This window comes from Actinomyces sp. oral taxon 897 (assembly GCF_002999235.1).
Lineage (GTDB): Bacteria > Actinomycetota > Actinomycetes > Actinomycetales > Actinomycetaceae > Actinomyces.
Window position 1 is genome coordinate 2486747 of the sequence record NZ_CP027236.1, and the last position, 22389, is coordinate 2509135.

General features: G+C 71.5%; 14 protein-coding genes and 1 pseudogene. 8 read left to right on the forward strand and 7 right to left on the reverse strand.

Annotated elements, in window-relative coordinates:
• Positions 1 to 35 precede the first annotated feature (35 nt).
• Both C3V41_RS13435 and C3V41_RS14520 read left to right on the forward strand, forming a co-directional pair.
• Complete coding sequence (locus C3V41_RS13435; protein ID WP_254423563.1) at positions 36 to 1583, forward strand: sensor histidine kinase; 1548 nt, start codon at positions 36 to 38, stop codon at positions 1581 to 1583.
• Positions 1584 to 1886: 303 nt separating this feature from the next.
• Entirely contained in the window at positions 1887 to 2924 is a 1038-nt protein-coding gene (locus C3V41_RS14520; RefSeq protein WP_246741962.1) for a response regulator transcription factor, read from the forward strand.
• A 93-nt stretch (positions 2925 to 3017) separates the two neighbouring features.
• Here C3V41_RS14520 and C3V41_RS09875 read toward each other — a convergent pair whose 3' ends face one another.
• Entirely contained in the window at positions 3018 to 4430 is a 1413-nt protein-coding gene (locus tag C3V41_RS09875; RefSeq protein WP_106110113.1) for an FtsX-like permease family protein, read from the reverse strand.
• 21 nt (positions 4431 to 4451) lie between these two features.
• Positions 4452 to 5255: an ABC transporter ATP-binding protein gene (locus C3V41_RS09880; RefSeq protein ID WP_441299725.1), complete on the reverse strand. Its 804-nt coding sequence runs from the start codon at positions 5253 to 5255 to the stop codon at positions 4452 to 4454.
• 359 nt (positions 5256 to 5614) lie between these two features.
• Here C3V41_RS09880 and upp point away from each other — a divergent pair, with 359 nt between their 5' ends.
• Positions 5615 to 6253: a uracil phosphoribosyltransferase gene (upp, locus tag C3V41_RS09885; RefSeq protein WP_106110114.1), complete on the forward strand. Its 639-nt coding sequence runs from the start codon at positions 5615 to 5617 to the stop codon at positions 6251 to 6253.
• Positions 6254 to 6543: 290 nt separating this feature from the next.
• Here the strand turns inward: upp and C3V41_RS13900 are convergent, their stop codons facing one another.
• Positions 6544 to 9807, reverse strand: coding sequence for an ATP-dependent helicase C-terminal domain-containing protein (locus C3V41_RS13900; protein WP_254423565.1), 3264 nt, complete (start codon positions 9805 to 9807; stop codon positions 6544 to 6546).
• A 392-nt stretch (positions 9808 to 10199) separates the two neighbouring features.
• On the opposite strand from C3V41_RS13900, the gene C3V41_RS09900 reads away from it, so the two are divergent.
• Both C3V41_RS09900 and C3V41_RS13200 read left to right on the forward strand, forming a co-directional pair.
• The gene (locus C3V41_RS09900) at positions 10200 to 10949 is read left to right on the forward strand and encodes a TetR/AcrR family transcriptional regulator (protein WP_106110115.1); all 750 of its coding nucleotides are present in this window, start codon (positions 10200 to 10202) and stop codon (positions 10947 to 10949) included.
• A 384-nt stretch (positions 10950 to 11333) separates the two neighbouring features.
• Complete coding sequence (locus C3V41_RS13200; protein ID WP_165271632.1) at positions 11334 to 14453, forward strand: alpha-1,6-glucosidase domain-containing protein; 3120 nt, start codon at positions 11334 to 11336, stop codon at positions 14451 to 14453.
• 1157 nt (positions 14454 to 15610) lie between these two features.
• On the opposite strand, the gene C3V41_RS09910 is transcribed toward C3V41_RS13200, so the two are convergent.
• Positions 15611 to 16072, reverse strand: a complete 462-nt coding sequence (locus C3V41_RS09910; protein WP_106110116.1) for a very short patch repair endonuclease — start codon at positions 16070 to 16072, stop codon at positions 15611 to 15613.
• Between the two features lie 440 nt (positions 16073 to 16512).
• On the opposite strand from C3V41_RS09910, the gene C3V41_RS09915 reads away from it, so the two are divergent.
• Positions 16513 to 17244 carry a glutamine amidotransferase gene (locus C3V41_RS09915; protein ID WP_106110117.1) on the forward strand — a complete coding sequence of 244 codons (732 nt, stop codon included), beginning with the start codon at positions 16513 to 16515 and terminating at the stop codon, positions 17242 to 17244.
• A gap of 821 nt (positions 17245 to 18065) precedes the next feature.
• On the opposite strand, the gene C3V41_RS14425 is transcribed toward C3V41_RS09915, so the two are convergent.
• The 3 genes from C3V41_RS14425 to C3V41_RS09930 all read right to left on the reverse strand — a co-directional run bounded on the left by C3V41_RS14425 (position 18066) and on the right by C3V41_RS09930 (position 19133).
• Positions 18066 to 18356 (reverse strand): transposase, encoded by a 291-nt coding sequence (locus tag C3V41_RS14425; protein ID WP_106110723.1) that lies wholly within the window; start codon positions 18354 to 18356, stop codon positions 18066 to 18068.
• A 143-nt stretch (positions 18357 to 18499) separates the two neighbouring features.
• On the reverse strand, positions 18500 to 18724 hold the full coding sequence (locus tag C3V41_RS09925) for a hypothetical protein (protein ID WP_174714761.1): 225 nt from the start codon (positions 18722 to 18724) through the stop codon (positions 18500 to 18502).
• Between the two features lie 10 nt (positions 18725 to 18734).
• Complete coding sequence (locus C3V41_RS09930) at positions 18735 to 19133, reverse strand: helix-turn-helix domain-containing protein (protein ID WP_106109636.1); 399 nt, start codon at positions 19131 to 19133, stop codon at positions 18735 to 18737.
• Between the two features lie 427 nt (positions 19134 to 19560).
• Between C3V41_RS09930 and C3V41_RS13905 the strand changes: the two are divergent.
• Positions 19561 to 19716 (forward strand): annotated as a pseudogene (locus tag C3V41_RS13905) (DUF1156 domain-containing protein); the annotation flags it as partial.
• A gap of 1076 nt (positions 19717 to 20792) precedes the next feature.
• Positions 20793 to 22388 (forward strand): DUF1156 domain-containing protein, encoded by a 1596-nt coding sequence (locus C3V41_RS13910; RefSeq protein WP_254423566.1) that lies wholly within the window; start codon positions 20793 to 20795, stop codon positions 22386 to 22388.
• Position 22389: the final 1 nt, after the last annotated feature.

Below are 22389 nucleotides of genomic sequence, written 5' to 3' on the forward strand. Positions count from 1 at the left end.
TTGAGGCACCTCGTGCTCCCACGGGTAGTGCGTCAATGGCCTCGTCTCCGGCCTCCACCGGGCCGGTCTCCCCGGAGCCGAGCGACCCGGCCGTGCCGACTGACCCGGGTGCTGACGGTCCGGACAGGCCGCCCGGGATCTGCACGGCCCAGGTGCGTCCGGCGTCGCGTACCAGGATCGTCCTCAATGAGCTCCTCAACGCCGTGGTCTGGATGCCGGTGCTCATGGTCATGACCCTCGGCGTGTTCCTGGTCCACCTCACCGTCCCCGCCCTGGCCCAGGCGGAGCGCTGGCGGGCCCGGCGGCTGGGCGCCCCCGCCACCAGCGGCCGGGCGGCGGGTGAGCGCCTGGCCCCCTGGATGGCCGCCCGGATGACCACCCCCGGCTTCTGGCGCTCGGACCTGCCGGTCGCGGTGGCCGGGTTCCTGCTGAGCACGGTCAGCTTCGCCGCAGCCTTTGCCGGCGGGATCATAGCCGTGGTGCTCGTGCTCATGCCCTTCGTCGTCTCCCGCAGGTCCCCCGCGGTCATAGGGAGGGCCACCGTCACCTCCGGGCTCGAGGTGTGGTGGACCCCCCTGGTGGGGGTGCTGGTCCTGGTGCTGGTCCTGGTCGTGCTCCTGGGGGTCGGGGTGCTGCGGCTGCGTGTGGTCACCGTGCTGAGCCGGGACCGGGAGCGGGAGCGGGCCGAGGCGCTCGCGGCCGAGGTCGGCAGCCTCCAGCGAGGACGGGCCACGCTCGTGGACGCCTTCGAGGCCGAGCGGGCCCGTATTGAACGCGACCTCCACGACGGCGCCCAGCAGCGCCTCACCGCCCTGACCATGGGCCTGGGGGCCGCCCAGCTCACGGTATCCCGGCTCGAGACCGGCCTGGCCGGGGGTGAGGGGGCCAGCGGGGCAGAGCCCACCGGGGCCAGCTGGTCGTCCGGTGGACCGGCCGGGACCGGTGGACTAGCCGGGGGTGCGTCTGTCACCGGCCGCCTTGACGGGGCTGCTGGCGCCCGCGCCGGGGAGAGGCCGGGGACGCGGCCCACGACCGGCGTCCGTGCCGGGGGCGCGGCGGGTGACCTGGCGCCGCTGGTCAGGCAGCTCAGCACCCAGCTGGAGGCCGTCCAGGGGCAGGCCGAGGCCGCCCTGGCCGACCTGCGCGCCACCGTCCGCTCCGTGCGACCCGTCGTCCTGACCGAGCGGGGCCTGGTCGCCGCCGTCCGTGAGCTCGCCGCCACCAGCGGCCTGGAGGTGGAGGTGGACTGCCAGGGGGAGGACTCCGCCATCTCCTCACCGGTGGCGACCGCCGTCTACTTCGCCCTCGCCCAGGCCCTGGCCAATGTGGCCGCCCACGCCGGGACCCGGCAGGCACGGCTCTCACTGGTCTGCTCACCCACCGGGGTCAGGGCGGTGGTGGCCGACGACGGCGTCGGCGGCGCGGTCCCGGGCCAGGCCCGGTCGGGCGCCGGTGGCACCGGCCTGGCCGGGATGGTCCAGCGCCTGGCCACGGTCGGCGGCAGCCTGGAGGTGGACTCACCGCCCGGGGGCGGGACGCGCCTGGTGCTGGAGGCCCCGGCCCTGCCCCCGTGGGCAGAGTGATCCGGCCTCGGTACCGGGGCGGCATCGTCGGCCTGCCCCCGTGGGCAGGGTGAGCCCGGGCGTGCAGCGGCGACGTACCCTGGTTATCAACAACGTACCTTAGTCATTGGGGACGTACTTCTAGGGTACGTCCCCAATGACGATGGTACGTCGCCGGTGACTAAGGTACGTCCCCGGTGGTCGGGGCCTAGGGCAGGGTGGCGTGCCCGCGTCCGGCCCGGGGGCGTGGGAGCAGGAGCAGTGAGGCTGCACCGACGAGAGGGCGTGCCCGCGTCCGGCCCGGGGGCGTGGGAGGATGCGGGCATGAGGATCGTGCTCGCTGACGACGCCGCCCTCCTGCGTGAGGGGCTGGCCGGGCTCATGACCGCAGCCGGGCACGAGGTGGTCGCCCAGGCCTGTGACGCCCCGGAGCTGGTGGAGACGGTCACCGCCCTCGGTGGGAGCGGCGAGCTGCCCGACGTCGTCGTCACCGACGTGCGCATGCCCCCCACCCGTACCGACGACGGCCTACGTGCCGCCCTGGACCTGCGCTCCCGCTTCCCCGGCCTGCCTGTGGTGGTCCTCTCCGCCTACATTGCGGGCGCCTACGTCCGTGACCTCCTGGCCGACGACGCCGGGGGCGTGGGCTACCTCCTCAAGGAGCGGGTGGGGCGGGTGGCCGACTTCATGCGCTCCCTGGAGGTCGTGCGCTCGGGGGGAGTGGTCGTGGACCCCGAGGTGGTCAGCCGCCTGCTCGGCCCGCTCCGCCCGCGTCATGACGGGGGTCCGGGGGCCGAGGGCGTGGAGGCCGATGCTGGCGGTGTGGGGGCTGGCACCAGCGGTGCGGGGGCTGGCGGTGTGGTGACCGACGCCGGGGAGCCGGGAGCTGGCACCAGCGGTGCGGGGGCTGGCCTCGGGGGGCCAGAGGCCGGCGGCCGTGGCGCGAGGGGGCCTCGGGGGTCCGGGGGCCTGAGAGGAGCCGGGGATACGGCAGGAACCGGAGGGGCGGCAGGAGCCGGGCCGGGTGGTGGTGCAGGCGGTGGTGCGAGGGCCAGTGCGGGCGGTGGCACCCGGGCGCGGCGACTTGGCCCCCGGCCAGCGAGCCCCCCGCCTCAGGGAGCCGTGGACCAGGAGGCCGCGGCGGCGTCGGTCCTCACCAAGCGGCTCACAGCCCGTGAGCGGCAGGTCCTGGCCCTCATGGCCGAGGGCGCCTCCAACCCCCAGGTCGCCGCCCGGCTCTACGTCTCCGAGGGGGCAGTGGCCAAGCACGTGGCAAGCATCTTCCTCAAGCTCGACCTGCCGCCGGGGGAGGAGAACCGGCGCGTGCGAGCCGTCCTGACCTGGCTGCGGGCCAGTACCTGAGGGGTCGGCAGGCGCCGCAGACGTGAGGTCGTCGGCAGCGCGGGCCCTGAGGGGCCGATACGACCCGACCTGCCCGGACGGCCCGCGCAGGCCTCACACGGGCTGGCGGAGCCGGTCCATGACGGGGCGGCGGTCGAGCTGGGCGGGCAGCCAGGTGGTGGCCACGGCGAGCACGAGCACCACTCCGATCACCGGCGTGAGCGTGTCCAGCGGCAGCACAGCAAGGAAGGTGCTCACCCCGCCCCCGGAGAGCAGGGCGGTGCCGGCGGCGCTCAGGACGGTGTCGGCCAGTCCGAACAGGATGCCGGTGACGGCGTAGATACTGCCCTCCAGGATCGTGGTGGTCGTGAGCGTGGAGCGCCTGGCCCCGATGACACCCAGCAGGGCGCCCTCCTGGCGCCTCGTGGAGCCGACCATGGCGATATTGGCCACGCCCCCCACCCCCGAGATCGCGAAGATCGGCACGGCAATGGCCAGGAACCCGCTGACGCCCTCAGTGGAGCCAGCGGTCCGAAAAGCCCCGACGACGGTGTAGACGACCCCGGTCATCCCCACGGCGATGCCGAAGGGGACGACCGTCGTCAGGCTCATGGTGGAGCGGTGGCGCGCGTTGGCCCGCGCGGCGAACCAGGCCGGGCTGCGTCCGGGGACCAGGGCGGTCCAGCCCGTCAGCAGGGGCCGGATGGTCCAGTTGGGGACGCACAGGGCAGCGACCATGACGAGCAGCACAATGCTGCCGCCAAGAGCCTGTGTGAACCCCTTAATGCTGCCCATCTCCTTAAAGGCGGCAGCCGCCTCAGGCTCAACCCCCTTGACGAGGCCAGCGAGCTCTGTCGGGCCGACCAGCGCGATCACCAGGGCGAACGCGGCCCCCACCACGAGGATGCCCGCGACGACCCACTGCCAGGCACGGGTGCGGGCCACAGGGGTGGCGGCCTCGCGCAGGGCCTGCATCTCAGGGGTGGAGGCGGCGCGACGGGCCGCGCCCAGGCCACCCAGGAGGCTGAAGGCGGTGGTGACCCCGACGGCCAGGGGCACGGCGAAGAAGGGCACGACCACGGGCATGTCGGTGGGGTAGATGTGGAGGTCGCGCCAGGTGAGCAGGTACCAGCCGGTGGCCGGCAGGGCGAGGAGGGAGCCGAGCAGGCCGCCGAGGAGGCCGACCGCGCCGACCTGGGTCAGGATAATGCTGCGGACACGCTGGCTCGGGACGCCGACAATCTTCCACAGGGCGTGGGAACGGGCCTGTGCGGTCACGGTCAGCGCGAGGGTCGTGGAGACAATGAGGGCGACGGACAGGCCCGCGTAGCCGAGCAGGCTCGAGCCCACGACGTGCGTGGCCGTGACGTACTCCGAGGCGTCGGCCTGGGCGGTGGACCACTGCAGGGCGCTCCACCAGGAGGTGATAATGACGCCGATGAAGACGCCGCCGGTGGTGGCCACCAGGAGCGACCACAGCCACTGACGGGCGTGGTGGCGCAGGTCCTTCCAGATGAGTGCGGTCATTGGGAGTCAGCCTCTTTCCTCTCAGCGGCCGGGGGCCTGAGCGGGCGGGCGTGCGGGCACGCGGGTGGAGTGGACCAGCTCGGCGATACGGGCGGCGTCGTGGCTGTCGGACCAGGCGAGCAGGTGACCCCCGCCCATGACCGCCACGGCGTCGGCCCGGGCGGCGGCCTCGACGTCGTGGGTGACCATGACGACGGTCGTCCCGCGCTCGGCCAGGCGACGCAGCCAGTCCAGGACCACCTGCCCGGCGTTCAGGTCCAGGGCGCCGGTGGGCTCGTCGGCGAAGACGATCCTGGGCCGGGTGGCCATCACCCTGGCGATCGCCACCCTCTGGCGCTCGCCGCCGGAGAGCTGGTGGGGCCTGAGGTCGGCGCGGCCGGCCAGCCCCACGGCCTCCAGGGCGGCCACCGCCTGGCCCCCGCCCAGGGGGTGACCGGCCAGGCGGGAGGGCATGGAGACGTTCTCGGCGGCGGTCAGGGAGGCAATGAGGTTGTAGTCCTGGAAGACGAATCCCACGTTGCGGCAGCGGAAGGCGGCGCGCTCGGCCGGGGCCAGGGAGGTGATCTCCGTACCCAGGAGACTGACCCGCCCGCCGGTGGGCTCATCCAGCCCCGCCATGGTGTGCAGCAGGGTCGACTTACCCGACCCCGAGGCGCCCACCACGGCGGTGAAGCTGCCTGTGGGCAGGTCGAGATCCACCCCGTCCAGGGCGGTCACCCACACGTCCCGCCGCCCGGGGACCTCGTAGACGCGGGTCAGGCCCCGCGCCGAGACCGCGCTCACCGGGACACCCCCGTCAGGGGGCGCGAGCTCGTGCTCCGGGATCGGGACGACCCGGTCTCGCGCGGCTGTGTACAGTGGGCTGGGGGTGACGGTCGGAGGCTCAGGGTTCTCATGTGCCAACCGTTCCACCACCGGTGCACCCGCCTCGATCCTGCTGGCAGGACAACCGGGGTGGGGCTGTCCCCACCCCCGGTGGTACTTCCCGCGGTGGTCGTAATCGGCCGAGCCCGGGGACGGTGAGGGCGCCCGTAGCGGTCCGGCACGGCGTCGTGCGCCGGGGACCGGTGCCGGTGCGGGAAGGAGGCAGGGGGCGCCAGCGCTACCTGCTGGCACCCGGTTAAAAGGCCCTGACCAGGGCAACAGCCCGTGGGGGCCGGTTGTGGCCGGGTAGGCTTGTCCTTATGCGTCTTCACGTTGCCGACCACCCCCTCATTAACCACAAGCTCTCCGTCCTGCGCGACGCGGCCACCCCCTCAGCGGTCTTCCGTCAGCTCGTCGACGAGCTTGTCACCCTCCTGGCATACGAGGCCACCCGTGAGGTCCGCACCGAGGACGTCGCCATCACCACCCCGGTGGCGGTGGCGCAGTGCCGCCGTATCGCCCATCCCCACCCCATTGTGGTGCCCATCCTCCGCGCCGGTCTGGGCATGCTGGAGGGCATGACCCGGATGCTGCCCACCGCCGAGGTCGGCTTCCTGGGGATGAGGCGCAACGAGGACACCCTGGAGGTGGAGACCTACGCCAACCGCCTGCCCGACGACCTCTCCGGCCGCCAGTGCTTCGTGGTGGACCCCATGCTCGCCACCGGACACACCCTGGTGGCTGCTATCGACTACCTCCTGGAGCGCGGCGCCCGCGACGTCACCGCCGTCTGCCTCATCTCCGCCCCCGAGGGCCTGAGGACCGTGGAGGCCGCGGTCGGCGGGCGCGCCAATGTCACCGTGGTGACCGCCGCCGTGGACGAGTGCCTCAACGAGCACGCCTACATTGTCCCCGGGCTGGGCGACGCCGGGGACCGCCTCTACGGCATTGTGGACTGAGGAGGGTCCGCGCGGCCTCATAGGTCCCCGCGGCCGGGGGCACCGTCTCCACGAGGTTGGTGCACCGGTGCCCACATAGGTCCCCGCGGCCGGGGAGGCGCCTGGCCACCGTGGCCACCGGGCAGGGCATGGACCGTAGGTTCCCGCGGCCGGGGGGCGCAGCCCCACCTGGAGGGGCGGCCGACGTAGCGGGCCGCATAGGTCCCCGCGGCCGGGGGGCGCAGTCTGGCGGCGGCCCGGCGGGTGGGGATGGTGCGCGTAGATCCCCGCGGTCGGGGGCGCAGGCTCCCTCAGGAGGCCCGACGTCGCCCGGTCCCCCGGGTGGCGGGCGCCGTCCAGGGATCCTGCGGCCAGGCGTGCCGCGGATAGCGCCCCCGCAGCTCGGCGCGCACCTGGGCGTACCCCTGCGCCCAGAAGGAGGCCAGGTCGTCAGTGACCGCCACCGGCCTGCGCGCCGGGGAGAGCAGGTGGATGAGCACCGCGACCCGGCCCCCGACCACCCGCGGGGTGGCGTCCCACCCGAAGCACTCCTGGACCCGCACCGCCAGCACCGGCCGCTCCAGGGGCGTGCCCGCCCCGCCGTCGTCCTGCGCGTACGACAGGGGCACCTGCGAGCCGGAGGGCACCTGAAGGCGCTCGGGCGCGAGCTCGTCCAGGCGCGAGGCCTCGGGCCAGGGCAGGAGCGTGCGCAGGGCCGCGGTCACGTCCAGGCGCGACAGGTCCGGGCGCCTGGCGCTCGCGGCCAGGGAGGTGACGGCCGGGGCGAGCCACCGCCCGGCCTGGGTGGTCAGGGCCTCCGGGGAGACGTCGGGCCAGGGGGCTCCGAGCGTGCGGTGCAGCAGGTCCAGGCGTCCGCGCAGCTGGCGCGCCCGGGCGCTCCACGGCAGGATCCCCAGCCCCTGCTCCGCCACCGCCCGGGTGACGGCTGCCGCGGCCTCACGGGGGGAGGGGCTGGGGCCCGGGGTGGTCGTCAGGGTGATGGCGCCCAGGCGACGCAGCCGCTCGCTGCGCAGCCGTCCCGACTCCCAGCGGGTGCGTGTGTCCTCAACCAGCCAGGCCCCGGCCACCTCCAGCGCCAGCGCCTCGTCGACCGGGACGGCTGCGCGCACCAGCGCCTCGGCGCGGCCCGGGGCGCGGTCCACGTCCGCCACCGCCAGCCACTGGCAGGAGGCCAGCGCCGAGGCGGCTGGCAGACGCAGGCCGACGCCGCCCACGCTCGCGTAGACGGCCTCGGTGCCGGGGGAGGGGGCGGGGCCACGACGCCGTGCCAGCCACTCCGGGTGCGCCAGGGCCACCACCAGGCCAATGGCGTCGTCGCCGGTCAGGGGATCGGTGCTGGCTGGGGGGTTGGTACTGGTCAGGGGGTTGGTGCCAGCTGGAGGGTGGCTGGGTAGTGTCCCCGGCCTGTCTGGGCCGCTACTGGTTGGGTGGTTGGTACTGGCTGGGGAGCTGCTGGTGGGATCCGCCAGATTAGCGGGGTGCGTACTGACTGTGTCCTGGGCGTTATCCGGGTACTGAGCGCCTGAGGAGTGGGTGCCGGCTGGGTAGTGGGTGGGTGGAGTCTCCGACCTGGTTGGGCTGGCGCTGGTTGGGTTGCCACTGGTTGGGTTGGTGCTGGTTGAGCTGACGCTGGCTGGGCTGCCACTGGCTGGGGCCGTCGGGCTGACCGACGGTCTGGGACGCGGTGGGCTTGCCTCCTGCCCGGGGTCCTGGGTCAGGGCGAGCGGGACCTCACGCAGGGCGCGACGGGCGGCCTGCTCCAGGCGCCTGGCCTCCTGCCGCCAGGCGCTGGCCTGGGAGGCGCCCTCCGCGCCCCGGGCGCCTGACCTGCTCGCTCCGCCCTGGGGGGCGCGCCTCTCGCCACCACCTGGGGGCCTGCCGCCCGAGGCGTCTAGCTCACCGCCTCGACCACCTGTAAAACCGCTGCGCTCGCGGCCACCTGGCCCACCACCTGAGGGCCTGCCGCCCCGGGCGCCACCCGGCCCACCAGCGCCCGGCCCGCTGGCGTCCGGCCCCGTCCGACCCGTCCACCTGCTGGCGCGCAGCCCCCTGGCCAGGGCCGCCAGGTCCCCGCCCCGGGCCCGCAGCCCGGTGGTGAGCAGGGCCGTCACCTCCGCGGCCCGTCGCACCCCCAGCCGGGGCGAGGCCATCAACAGGGCCCGGGCCTCACGCACTGGGGCCGGGAGCAGGGCCACCGCCCGCCCCAGCGGCGTCAGGGTGGCGTCGGCCCCCGTCAGCCCCAGGTCGCGCAGGACGGTTCGGGCGGCCGCGAGCGCGGCGGGTGGTGGGGCGTCCAGCCAGGACAGGCCCTCGCCGTCGGGCACGCCCCAGACCGTGAGCTCCAGGACCGTGCGGGTCAGGTCGGCGGTGAGGATCTCCGGGGTGGGGGCCAGGGGGGCGCGGGCCCAGTCGGTCGGGGTGCAGCAGCGGTAGACAGCCCCCGGCCCCTCCCTCCCGGCGCGGCCCGCCCGCTGGGTGCCGGAGGAGCGCGAGGCCCCCACCGTGACCAGCCCGCTCATGCCCCGGGCCACGTCCAGGCGCGGTTCGCGCGACAGCGTGGAGTCCACCACGACCCGCACCCCCGGCACCGTCAGGGAGGACTCGGCCACGTTGGTGGACACCACCACCCGGCGGCGTCCGGGGGCCGACGGCGTGAGCGCGGCGTCCTGCGCGGCGGCGGGCAGGCGACCGTGCAGCGGCAGGACGTCCACCTCCCCCAGGCCGTCGGCCGGGTCGCGGGCGGACAGCAGGCGGCGCAGGCGGGCCACGACGTCGTCCACCTCCCGGGCGCCGGGGGCGAAGACGAGGACGTCGCCGGGGTCCTCACGCAGTGCCGTGAGCGTCGTGGCCGCTACGTGCGCCAGGAACTCGCGGGGCACGCCGCGCGGCCCCAGGCGCCCGGTGGTCCCGGGCGGCGGGGCCCAGTGCTCGGTGACCGGGTGGAGGACGCCGGGCACCTCCACCAGCGGGGCGGGGGAGCCCGGGCCGCCCAGCAGCCTGCGCAGGCGCACCGGGTCCAGGGTCGCGGACATGGCCACCAGGACGAGGTCCTCGCGCAGGGCGCGGGCGTCCAGCAGGAGGGTGAGCAGGAGGTCGGCCTCCAGGCTGCGCTCGTGGACCTCGTCCAGGACGACGGCGGCGGTCCCGGGAAGCTCGGGGTCGGCCTGGAGGCGGCGCAGGAGCAGCCCGGCGGTGACCACCTCGATACGGGTGGTGGGGCGGGAGACGTGCTCACCGCGCACCGCGTAGCCCACGTCCTGGCCCACCTCCTGGCCCAGGAGGCCGGCCAGACGGCGGGCGGCGGCCCGGGTGGCCAGGCGCCGGGGCTGGGTGACAATAACGCGGCCGGTGGCGGGATTGCGGTCGGCCAGGCTGACGGCCACCAGCGGCGGTACCAGCGTGGTCTTACCGGTTCCCGGGGGCGCGGTGACCACCACCGGCCCGGGTGCGTCGGCCAGGACGGCGCGCAGGCGGTCCAGGGCGGCGACGACCGGCAGATCCGGTGGTGAGGCCAGCAGGGCAGCCAGGGGGTCGGGTAGGCGGTCCGGGCTCATGGTCCTATCCTCCCCGGATCCCTGCCGGACGCTGGCCGAGGGCTCGCGAGTCGTTTCCGCGCAACCAAGTACTAGTCCGTGCACTTAAGTACTAGTCCGTGCACTTTAAGTACCAGCCAGTCGACGCGCCCCGTCCGCGGGCCGCGGCAGCTCTCGGGGTTCCCGATCATTTTGTTGGAGGACCACGCGCCCCGTCCGTGGGCCGTGGGACCCCGTATCGACTTGAGGCATCTGCCACAGTGTCTCGGCGTCCAGTCCCCGGCCACGGCCCGCCGTCGGCTTTGCGCCTGGGTCCTGCACTCGGGCCCCATCCCGCCCAGAACCCCCTGGACCAGGGCAAACACCTCTTCCGGGTCCTGCGAAAAGGGCCCTGAGGCCGATAGGCTGATGCCATGAAGTCTCTCGCCACAGGGCCGCAGGTCTCAGCGCGTCGTGCCGCCGTCTACCGGCTGGTGGGGACCACTCCCAGCGAGAAGCGTGCCCACACCCAGGAGCTGCTCCTGGCTGCCGGGCGTGAGCTGGTGGTGGACAAGGGTATCGGCGCCGTCTCCGTGGGGGACGTCTGTACCCGGGCCGGGTTCACCCGCGGCGCCTTCTACTCCAACTTCACCGACATGGACCACTTCATTCACCGCCTGGCGGAGAACGAGTGGGAGGCCATGACGGCCTTCGTCGACGCCGCGGTGAGTGCGGGCCCCCAGGGGGGCTCCGGCGTCGACCGGACGCCCCGGGCCGACGCCGACCTTCAGGCTGGCGCCGACCCCCGGGCTGGCGCTGACCTCCCCCAGGCCCTGGTTGACCTTGCCGGGCGGCTCATGGAGGTCGTCCCGGTGTCCCGCGAGTTCTACTTCCTCCAGAGCGAGTTCATGGCCTACCTGGTGCGCGACCCCGAGCGCCGCTCGGCCCTGGGCGACGGCTACGAGGTCTTTAAACGGCGTCTCGGCACGGTCCTGGAGACGGAGCTCGCCGTCGTGGGGCGCGAGTGCGTCCTGTCGGTCACGGACACCACCGAGCTGTTCCTGGCTGACGTGGAGCGCTCCATGCGCCTGGGGCTCATCCACGACGACTCCACCCTGGCGGCCTATGTCGACCGCACCCTGGCGGTCATCCTCCTGCGCCTGAGCCAGCCGCTGAGGCAGTGAGGCGGCGGGGATCCGGGGCCGCCCCGAGGGCCGCCCGGAGACCATCGCGGCAAGGCGAAGGGCCGGGGGATCTGGGGCCGCCCGGGTGTGGCAGCAGGGTGTCGGGCCGTGGTACCGGGTAGAAAGGTCCTGGGCCGGGAGTGGTGCCGATGGCGGCCGGTCGCCTACCCGCCAGCCCCGCCCCGTGGCCTCGCCGGGCCGACCCGGGCGTCAGCCGAACGTTTCCTCCAGACCCCGATGACGTGCAAGAGTGCAGGGATAGCTGAAGAAAGGTAGCCAATGAGCCTACACGCAGGAGACCCGTCGTCCCCCCAACCCCCGACCGGGCCAGGTAACCAGCGTGCGTTCTGGCTCCGTCCGGGGCTCCTGGCCCTTCCGCGGCCTATGCTCTCCCACGGCACGTACCCGGTCCTGCACGCATGGTCCGACGGCGACCAGGGCGGTGCCGAGGGTGGTGCCGGTCAGGGGGGCGCTCGGGGCGGCGACCAGAGCGCCCAGGGGGGCGCCAGCCAGAGCGGTACCCAGGGCGGCACCGAGGGTGGTGCCGGTCAGGGTGACGGCCCCGTCGTGCAGCGGATTCCGCTGGTCCCTGCTGGCGAGCTCACCCCGGACGTGGTCGTCGGCTACCCGCAGCTGCGCGGCTACTGTGCGCTGACGGCGGACATCTCCCGGCACCAGGCGGCCCGGATGCTCCGGGGCAGGCTCATTGTCGAGCTCGGTCAGGCCGACCCCGAGGCTGCCGGGGGCACTGGTCGCCTGCGCCGTCAGGACGTCGTGCCCCAGGCCGGGCGGGCCGGTTCTAGCGCCAGCCGACCCGGCTCGGCCACAAGCCAGACCGCCAGCCCGTCCACCGGCCAGCCCGGCCCGGCCACTGGCCTAACCGCCGAGCGAAGCGCAGCTACCTCGCAGGCGGCCCCGGCAGCTCCGGCGTCCCCGTCCCCGGCCGCGTCCCCAGCCGCGGCCCCGGTACCGGACCCTGCCCCCTGGCGTACGGCGTCGAGGGTGACCGGGGTCCAGATCTGGCCCCTGCTGGACCACCTCTACCCGGCCGCCGCTCGGCGTGACGGCCTGGCCCCCCTGGGTCCGACCTGGGCCGGTGCCCCGGACCCGGCGGCCAGCCCCGCCCTGGCCCTGTGGGCCCCTACCGCCCAGGAGGTCACCCTGCTGTCGTGGGAGACCGGCGACCCCACCGGCTCGGTCCCCCTGGTGGAGGGCGAGCCCCGGCGGACCCGCGCCGAGTCCCGCCCGGACGGGCGCTGGGAGGTGGGGTGCGGCGCCGTCGGGGCAGGGGCGCAGTACCTGTGGGAGGTACGGGTCTACGTACCCGCCACCGGGCGGGTGGAGACCAACGTGGTCACCGACCCCTACGCGCCCGCCCTGACCGTTGACTCCCGGCGCGCCGTCGCCGTCGACCTGCGCCTGGACGCCCTGGCCCCCCGCCAGTGGGCCACCACCCCGAGCCCCCGCGTGACCAGTGACGCCGCCCGGGCCATCTACGAGCTCCACGTGCGCGACTTCTCAGCGGCGGACCCCACGGTGCCTGAGGGGCTGCGCGGCACCTACGCCGCCTTCACCGTGGACAGCCAGGGCACCCGCCACCTGCGGGACCTGGCCGAGGCGGGCATGGACACCCTCCACCTCATGCCCACCTTCGACATCGCCACCATCCCCGAGGAGCGCTCGCGCCAGAAGGTCCCGGCGGTCCCCGCCTCCTGGGGCCCCGTGTCGGTGGTGCCCCAGCAGGCGGTGGCCGCCGTGGCCGACGAGGACGCCTACAACTGGGGCTACGACCCCTACCACTGGCTCGCCCCCGAGGGCTCCTACGCCACCGAGGGGCACCAGGACGGCGGGGCGCGGGTGGCCGAGCACCGTGCCATGGTCGGGGCCCTGCACGCCATGGGCCTGCAGGTGGTGCTGGACCAGGTCTTCAGCCACACCGCCGCCTGCGGGCAGGAGGGTCGCAGCGTCCTGGACCGGGTGGTGCCGGGCTACTACCACCGCCTTGACGAGTGCGGCCGCGTCCAGGGCTCCTCCTGCTCCAACAACGTCGCCACCGAGCGGGCCATGGCCCGACGGCTCATGATCGACGCCTGCGTCACCTGGCGCGTGGCCTACGGGGTGGACGGGTTCCGCTTCGACCTCATGGGCCACCACTCGCGCGCCACCATGGAGGCGGTGCGCGACGCCCTGGCCCGGGCCGACGCCGTCGCCGTCGCCCAGGCGCAGGCCGGTGACGGCGGGGCCGACGCCGCACGCACCCGCGGTCAGGGCGCACGCGGCCAGGGCGCACGCCCCCGCCCCGCCCCGCCCGGGACCGACGCCGTCGCCGCGACCCTGGGGCCCGCGTCCCGTCCCCGGCAGCGCGCCTTCCTGTACGGGGAGGGCTGGAACTTCGGGGAGGTCAAGGACAACGCGCTGTTCATCCAGGCCACCCAGGGCCAGCTCGCCGGGACCGGGATCGGCACCTTCAACGACAGGGTGCGTGACGCCCTGCGCGGCGGGGGCGTGGCCGACCTGGATCCCCGGGCGCACCAGGGGCTGGGCACCGGGGAGTACCTGGAGCCCAACCGGTACGAGGCCCTGGACGTGGTCCGCCAGCAGGAGGACCTGGCCTGGCGTACGGACATTGTGCGCCTGGCCCTGGGCGGCAACCTGCGCGACCTCGTCCTGCCCGAGGAGGACGGGGTGTGGCGGCGCGGTGACGAGATCGTCTACGGCCAGGTCCCGGCCGCCTACGGCGTCGAGCCCGTGGAGAGCGTCAACTACGTGGAGTCCCACGACAACGAGACCCTCTACGACGTCCTGGCGGCCAAGCTGCCCGAGGGGGTCAGCCTGGCCGACCGGGCGCGCATGAGCACCCTGTGCCTGGCCGCCGTGACCCTGGGGCAGTCGCCCGTGCTGTGGCTGGCGGGGACCGAGCTCCTGCGCTCCAAGTCCCTGGACCGCAACTCCTACGACTCCGGTGACCACTTCAACGCCATTGACTGGTCGGGCCGGGACAACGGCTGGGGCCGGGGTCTGCCGCCCGCGACCTGCAACCGGGACCTGTGGATGGTGCAGTCCGGCCTGCTCGTGCGCGAGGACCTACGGCCCGGGCCCGAGCACATTGCCCTGGCCCGGAAGATGGCCCTGGACCTGCTGCGGATCCGCCGCTCGACGCCGCTGCTCACCCTGGGGTCGGCCGACCTCATTAAGGAGCGGGTCTCCTTCCCCGCCCGCATGGGAGGGCAGCCAGGCTGCCCGCCCGGGGTCATTGTCATGCTCGTGGACGACGGGGCGGGCTCGGGGGACATCGACCCGCGGTTCGACGGGGTCCTGGTGGTCTTCAACCCGACGCCGCGCATGGTGGAGGTCGGTGCGGAGGCCCTGGTGGGGCGCAGCTTCCGCCTGCACCCGGTCCAGGCGGCCGGGGCCGACCCCCTGGTGCGGGCCACCGCCTTCGACATGGGGACGGGCTCGGTGAGGGTGCCCGGCCGGACCGCAGCCGTCCTGGTCGAGTCCTGAGTGTTGACTCCTGTCGCCCGTCTCCTGTAGCCCGTCTCCTCCGCGAGAACGGTACTTGTTCGTCGCGAGAACGGTACTTATTGCTCGTGAGAACGGTACTTGTTTGCCGCGAGACGGGATGCCCTGTCCTGATGCCCTTCTGGCGCCTGCGGGTTCTGGGGGCGGACCGCTTCTGCGGGTCTTGGCCCTACAGCCAGGCCGGAGGTTGCTGACCGTGGGTGATGGGGCCTCTTGCGGGGTACGGTCCAGGGGTTGCTGGCCGTGAGGCCGGAGGATAATCAGGATGTGCGAGATCTTCTGGCGCAATTATGGACAATTATGTGGTGCTATGCGTAGTCTGCCGTGCGTCTGCTGTCCTGTCTGCTGTGCGTGTCGCAATCTGAGGATCAGAGCCAGCCCCACCCCGCCCCCGCCTTTGTACACTCAATGTCCACGCAGGTCAGGGGCCTGGGTTCTGGTACGGCCAGGGGTGCCCTCCGCCCTGATCCTCAGATTGCGACAGAACGGTTGCCTGGTGCCACGCAGGCTTGTGCATAAACCTCCGAGTACCTGTTCCTCACGGGAACGGCAGTGTGTGCGGTCGTCTCCCAAGGGGGTGGTCGCGCTGCGACCAGGGCCGATTACCTGGGGTGGCGGCCGGGACCGGTCGTCTGGGGTGGCCGGCCTTGCCTCCGTTGCTGTGCTGACACGGATACCAGATTGCGTAGAGTCGCCCGGGAGGGAGCCCGTTCACCTCGTGCGGTGCCGGGTGCTGGGCGCGTCTCTTTCGCTCCGCCGTTGACCACGACACCGGTTGGGTCTGGCACCGGGTGCACGGGGCGCGCTCAGCCAGGGAGGTACCGCTGCGCTTCTCGAAGGGTCTGGCACCGGGCAGGGCGCGCAGACTGGGAATGGTGCCGTATAGGGAGGCGGCGTGGTGCCGGGCGCCGCCAGCGGACTGCGTCTGCGCTTAGACGTACGGGGGAGGGCGGTCCTGCCTGAGCTGCTGGTGCTTACCGTCGGCCGTACCTGGACGTACGGGAGAGGGGTCGCGGGCGCAGGTGGTCGGGCAGGTCGGTGACCGCCGTACCTGGATGTACTAAGGGAAGGGCTGACCTGCTGCCGGTCAACCGGTGGGCGGTCCGTACCTGGACGTACCAGGGAGGCGGCGTGGTCGCTCAGGAAGTGGCCTCACGGCGTCGGCTGAGCTCAGCCAGGACCCGGGCGGCGGCGTCGGCGGGATCCTCGTGCTCCCAGACACGCACGACGCTCCAGCCCAGCTCGGCCAGGCGCGCGTCGGTGTCGGCGTCGCGGGCCCGGTTGCGCTCGATCTTCCAGCGCCACCACTCGCCGTTGCGGTTGGGGAGGCTACCGTGCTGCGGGCAGCCGTGCCAGAAGCAGCCGTCGACCTCCACCGCGACCCTCCAGCGCGTGAAGGCGATGTCAACCCGACGCCGCGGCAGCCCGGGGACCTTGTACTGCACCCAGTAGCGCAGCCCCGCCGCGAACAGGCGGCGCCGCAGGGCCACCTCCGGGCCCGTGTCCTGGCGGGGGAGGCGCGCGTAGCGCTGACTCACCGCCGCGTCCGACGGCGCCACCCGCTCGGGCTCGGGGGCCTGCCCCGCGCTGCTGGTACCCATAGCGGAATGGTACGCAGACCCGCGGCGCGGACCCGTTGAGGGGCAGCATGGGCGGCGCAGCGCCGACCTCGCCCCCGGACGGCGCGGTCCCGTGGGCGGGGGCAGTAGCTCGGTGGATGCTGCCACCGGCGGATTGGTACAGTCCGTGGCGCGCGCCGCCCGCTGGCGGTCCTGCCCGCGTGCGGTCCCGTGGGCGGAGCGCGGCAGACGGTGCGGTAGCCCGTGCCGCGGGTGCTCCTTGAGTGCGGGGCGCGTCGATAGTCGCACAGGGCTGGCACGCCTTCCTCGGACGCGGGGCGTTCTTGAGTGCGGGGCGCGTCGCCCGTCTGGCGGCACCGGGCCGTGCCCGCCTGAACGCCCTACGGAGTGCCAGTCGAATGTCCTGGACCACACTCCCTGGTCCGCACCGCCAGCGGGGCCGATCCTCTAGGCTCGCGCTTGTGAGACCCTTCCTGCTCCTGGCCACCCGTGCTGACGACGGACCCGCCGACGCCGAGTACGAGTCCTTCCTCACCTGTACCGGCCTGGCCGAGCGCGAGCTCGTCCGCCACCGTCTCGAGGCGGAGCCCCTGCCCGAGATCCGCCTCGAGGACTGGTCCGGGATTATGGTGGGCGGCTCCCCGTTCAACATGATCACGCCCGAGCACGCCAAGTCGGCGGTCCAGCACCGCGTCGAGGCTGAGGTCCGCGCCCTGCTCGACCGCCTGGTGGAGGCCGACTTCCCCTTCATGGGCGCCTGCTACGGGGTGGGCGCGCTCGGCCGCCACCAGGGCGCGGTCATTGACGCACGCTACGCCGAGCCGGTCAGCGCCCCGGAGATCACCCTGACCGACGCGGGCCGGTCCGACCCCGTGTGCGCCGGGATGGCCAACCCCTTCCGCGCCTTCGTGGCGCACAAGGAGGCGATGAGCGTCGTCCCGGACGGCGTCGTCGTCCTCGCCACGAGCAGCAGCTGCCCGGTGCAGATGCTGCGCGTGCGCACCAACCTGTACGCCACCCAGTTCCATCCCGAGCTCGACGGCGCCTCCCTGGGGCACCGCCTGAGCTTCTACACCGGGCACGGCTACTTTGCCGACGACGAGCTGGCGCGCCTCCAGGCCTGGGCGCTGACCCAGGACGTGAGCTCCTCCTGGGCGGTCCTGCGCAACTTCGTGGCCGTCCACGCCCGCTAGAGCGGTGGAATCGTATTGATGGTAGTCACTAAGATTTTACGCTCAAAATGTCGGTCCACAGATCTGATATCTGCACAAGAACGAGAGATGGTTCAGGAAGTTCGTGGAGTCTACCCTGACTTCGCATTTGGTTAGAAATCAAAATTTCCCTAATGCAACGTTGTGGCGGCGTTCCTATTGTAAGTAGTCTAATGGATTGGAGTGTGCGTGTCTTCTCAGGATTATGCGGCCTGGTTTTCTTCCGTCGGTACTGTTGGCGCTCTAGTTGTCGCACTATATCAAGTATTTTCTGGAGTTCGTCAGGATCGGTTTGACCGTCGACGCGCACAGGCCTGTAAACTTTCAGCCTGGCCATTTGAAAATGGTGACATTATTGTAGTTAACAACCATTCTGGTGAACCAGTTTATGATGCGGTTGTGACGTTTGTCGTTAAAGATGGAGATGGAAGGCATGCTGGAATCTCAGGAAGCCGACATGTGCTTCGAGTACTTCCTCCTGGTAGCTGGAAATTTGAGTCTCCTGTCGGGTGGGGAGGTATGTCTGCCTATCCAGGGGTTGAGCTCGCATTCTCTGACGTCAGCGGCAGGCATTGGTTGCGAACATCGCGTGGGCACTTGAAGTTGCTGCGAAAGACTAACCCTATAAAATATTATAACATAATCCTGCCATATACGTCCGCAAGACTGACGCCTGTAAATTTGAGTGCGTAAATGATGCTGTACACAGATACGTCATTACTTGGATGTGAAATAATTTATCTTTTCGAAAATCGCGATGTGATATAAATAGAGTTAGAATTAAAGCTTATTTATGGCCGGAATTAAACAAGATCGGTGTGTGGTGGTGTGGTTGGGAGGTGCTCGAGGTCGTAGTCGAAGGTGCGGTTGGTGATGTAGGTGGTGAAGGCCGTGAAGGTTTTCTCCGGGGTGTCGCGTTGGAGGTTGGCGATGTTGTTCTTGGCGGCGTCCCGTACGTGTTCCGTGGGGTTGTGGTCGGGGGCGTAGGGGGGAAGGTAGATGGGTGTTATGCGTTCCAGGGCCTGGCCGGGGGCGTAGAGGTCGGTCAGGGCCCTGGCGTGGTGGAACCTGGCGTTGTCCAGGACGACGGCGATCTTCTTTCCCTCCTCGGTCTCGCGTTGGAGGCGGCCCCGTCATGAGGATGGTCTGCTCGGTGTTCTGGTCTCCCTCGATGGGGTAGATCCTCATTCTCCTGGTCGTCAGGCTCAGCGCCCCGAAGAACGACTGGCTCGCCTTCTCACGGTCCACGTACAGCCTTGTCCTCCTCCCGGGGAGGCCACGTGCGCCTTGTCTCGGCCTCGTGGCGGGCGCGGACCTCGTCGACGGTGTAGACCTCCCAGCCCTCCTGGAGCAGGTCGTTGACCTGGTGCCGGGTCCCGGTCATCCGCCTGGTGACGGCCTCCTCGTCGCGGCGCCCCCCGAACGGGTCGGGGCAGCAGAGGCTCATTCCCAGGAAGCGCATGAGCAGCAGGTCAGGAGGAGTCCGACCTGTACTCGACTCCGAATCCTGTCTGCACGACGTCCCTGAGGGCCGGGACGTCCCAGAAGGCGGCCTTGACTCCCGACTCCGAGGGCGGCTTACTGAGAATCTCCTCCAGCTCCTCCTTCTGCGCCCTCTTGAGTTTTGCGGCGTTCTCGTTTCCGGCGTGACCGGTCACCACGGATCCCAGCCTGTACCTCCGCCATTCCGAGAGCCACTCGCGTACCGTCTTCTCGGTCCGCTCAACCATCTCCGCGATAATGTCCAGGCCGACGCCACGGGCGGCGTACACAATCGCCTCCGCCCCCGTCCGCACAAGCTTGTAGGTGTCCGAACGCTTCTTCCACCTGATGAGGACGTCCCGCTCCCCGCCCGTCACGTCGACCCGCACAAGACCACCCCTGTACGAGATACTCCGCAGACGTCAACCAGGAACCCCGCAGAAGCCACCCCAGAATACCGTTTTGGTTAATTCCGGCCATAGTTCGCACTATACTGTTTGTTCCTGAATTTTATTGCGTTAGCGCGAATAATCGAACAATTTAATAATCGAACGTCATTTCAGAAATGTGGTTTTTCGATCCTACGGAGGGCGCGCTGGGTGAGCTTGTCGTAGAAGGGATGGTCCCTGGCGGCTCCCCTGGTGGAGAGCATGTGGGGACCGCAGCCGGGACCGAGCCGGGGGTGCCGCGGGAGCTGAGCGAGGGTGCGCCAGGCGGCGGAGCTCGTGCGTCGGGCACGCAGCGGTGAGTAGACTGCCGACCACGACGGCGCCGACACCCGGCCCGCCAGCCCACACCCCGGTCGGAAGGACGCCCGTGTCGAAGAGGAAGCTCATTGAGGTCGCGCTCCCCCTCGACGCCATTAACGCGCAGTCTGCCCGCGAGAAGTCGATCCGCAAGGGCCACCCGTCAACACTCCACCTGTGGTGGTCGCGGAAGCCGACGGCCACGGCGCGGGCGGTCCTCTTCTCCCAGCTGGTGGACGACCCCTCGGAGCGCTACGAGGAGTTCCGCGAGGCGGCGGCCGCCAGCGGCGAGGCCGACCCGGACGAGGCGGCCCGGAGCAGGGTGCTCTCCGAGCGGCAGCGGCTGTTCACCCTCATCACCCGCCTGGTGGACTGGGACAGCATCGGGGATGAGCACCTGCTGCGGGAGGCCCGGGAGGAGATCCTCCGCTCGACGGACGGTGAGCCCCCGGCGATCCTCGACCCCTTCGCGGGAGGCGGATCGATCCCCCTGGAGGCGCAGCGCCTCGGCCTCGAGGCCCGGGCCTCTGACCTCAACCCCGTGGCCGTCCTCATTAACAAGGCGCTCATTGAGATCCCGCCGCGCTTCGCCGGGCGCCCGCCCGTGTTCCCCGGCGCCGACGACGGCACCCGCCCCTGGCCGGGCGCCCACGGCCTGGCCGAGGACGTGCGCCGCTACGGGGAGTGGATGCGCCAGGAGGCCTACCGCCGCATTGGCCACCTCTACCCTAGGGCTAAGCTTCCCGACGGCAGCGAGGCGACCGTTATCGCGTGGATCTGGGCCCGGACGGTGACCTGCCCGAACCCAGCCTGCGGTATTGAGATGCCGCTCGTCTCCAAGTGGTGGCTGGGGAAGAAGAAGGGCAAGGAGGCCTACATTGTTCCGACGGTCGTGGGCGACCATATTGAGTACTCTATAGGGCACGACCCCAAGGAGGCGCCGACCAAGGAAAACGACGGAACTATCTCAGGCCGTCGCGGGTCGATATGTCTTGCCTGTAGAAGCTCCATATCTATGGATTATATTCGCGCTCAAGGCCGGAGCGGATCCATGGGGGCGCATCTTGTGGCTCTGGCATGCGAGGGGCATAGATCTAGGATCTATGCCGCACCGACACGTGATCATGATGTTGCGGCCGCGGTCTCTCCTCCTTCCGGGATGCCTAATAGGAGGATTGCTGATAATCCTCGCTGGTTCTCCTCGCCGATGTACGGATTCAGTACTTTCGACTCGCTGTTCACTCCGCGGCAGGCCGTAGCGCTCACCACCTTCTCAGATCTCGCGGGGGGGGGCGCGATCAGGTGCTCGCCGACGCGCTCGCCGCCGGGCTCCCCGAGGGGGAGCGCCTGGAGGAGGGCGGGTCGGGCGCCGCCGCCTACGCGGACGCTGTGGCGACGTACCTGGGTTTCGTTGTCTCCCGTCTTTCTGACTATTCTTCCTCTCTCAATACCTGGGCGAGCAACCCGCAGATGGAGATCCTGCGGAACGTCTTCGCGCGCCAGGCGCTGCCCATGGCGTGGGATTTTGCGGAAGGGAACCCCTTCGCCGCGTCGTCGGGGAGCTTGGCCATTATGGTCCGCGCAGTGTCGCAGTCCATCGAGAAAGTTCCTGCGAAGGGTAGCTATGTGGTCGAGCAGGCCGACGCCGCCTCCCGCGGCTACTCGAACGCCGTCATATCGACCGACCCTCCCTACTACGACAATATTGGCTACTCGGACCTGTCCGACTTCTTCTACGTGTGGCTCCGCCGCTCCCTGCGCAATATCCACCCGCACCTGCTCTCCACGGTGCTCGTACCCAAGGAGGAGGAGCTCGTCGCCAACCCCTACCGCCACGGCGGCAAGGAGGGCGCCCGCGAGTTCTTCGAGCACGGCTTCGAGGACGTCTTCGCCCGTGCGCGCCAGGGCGCGAACCCGGACTACCCCGTCACCGTCTACTACGCCTTCAAGCAGTCCGAGACCTCGAAGGCGGGCCGCACCTCCACCGGCTGGGCCACCATCCTCAGCGCCATTATCCGCTCCGGGTGGACCATTACCGCCACCTGGCCCATGCGCTCCGAGCGCGGCGGGCGCATGACGAGCGTGGGCACCAACGCCCTGGCCTCCTCCATAGTCCTCGTCCTGCGACCCCGCCCCGAGGACGCCCCGGCCACCGACCGGCGCGCCCTGGTGCGCGAGCTGCGCTCCACCCTCCCCGAGGCCGTGGAGACACTGCGCTCCGGGGGCGTCGCCCCCGTGGACCTCGCCCAGGCGGCCATCGGCCCCGGCATGAGGGTTTTCTCCGGGTACACGCGCGTCATTAGCCCGGACGGGACCGACATGAGCGTCGACGACGCCCTCGCCCAGATCAACGCCGTCCTCGACGAGGTCCTCACCGACCAGGACGACGACCTCGACCCCGACACCCGCTGGTGCCTCGCCTGGTACGAGGACCACGGCTTCGACGCGGGCCCCTACGGAGAGGCCGAGACCCTCGCCTCGGCGCGCAACGCCTCCATCGACGGCCTGCGCCGCGCCGGCGTCCTCACCGCGGGCGGCGGCCGCGTCCACCTCATCGACCCCCAGTCCCTCCCCGCGGACTACGACCCCCGGACCGACGACCGCGTCTCCTGCTGGGAGGTCGTCCTCCACCTCGCCCGGGCCCTGGAGGCCACCGGCCTCGACGGGGCCGGGCGGCTGCTCGCGGCGGCCCGCGAGCGCGGCCTGGACGGCGAGGTGCTGCGCTCACTGGCCTACCGCCTCTACTCCCTGGCGGAGCAGGGAGGTAGGACGGAGTCCGGCGTCCTGTTCAACGCGCTCGGCAGCTCCTGGCCGGAGATCAAGGCGGCCGCCCGCCCCACCACGACAGCCCCCGGCGGCCAGACCGCCATCGACCTCGGCGCCCTCGAGGAGTACTGAC